Source organism: Duganella fentianensis (assembly GCF_009857835.1).
Classification (GTDB): domain Bacteria; phylum Pseudomonadota; class Gammaproteobacteria; order Burkholderiales; family Burkholderiaceae_D; genus Rugamonas; species Rugamonas fentianensis.
This window is the reverse complement of sequence record NZ_WWCL01000027.1, coordinates 1-289: the sequence shown is the minus strand read 5'-3', so window position 1 is coordinate 289 and position 289 is coordinate 1. Positions and strand designations below refer to the sequence as shown.

Annotated in this window: 1 rRNA gene; it reads right to left on the bottom strand. The window is 45.0% G+C overall.

From position 1 onward, the window contains the following. Positions 1-97: 97 nt before the first annotated feature. Positions 98-289 (bottom strand): 23S ribosomal RNA (locus tag GTP23_RS22435); the annotation flags it as partial.

The following is a 289-nucleotide window of genomic DNA, read 5'->3' as shown; positions in this document are numbered from 1 at the left end:
GAACGTTGCTCAGAATCTGGAATAGTAAGTAATGTGGGTAATGAAGTTGTCTCAACAACGTTTAACGGTCTTCTTACCTATATCCTGCTAAGGTTATAGGGACAAGCCGTACGGGCAATTAGTATCAGTTAGCTTAATGCATTACTGCACTTCCACACCTGACCTATCAACGTCCTGGTCTCGAACGACCCTTCAAAGAGCTCAAGGCTCTGGGAAATCTCATCTTAAGGCAAGTTTCCCGCTTAGATGCTTTCAGCGGTTATCTCTTCCAGACTTAGCTACCCGGCAA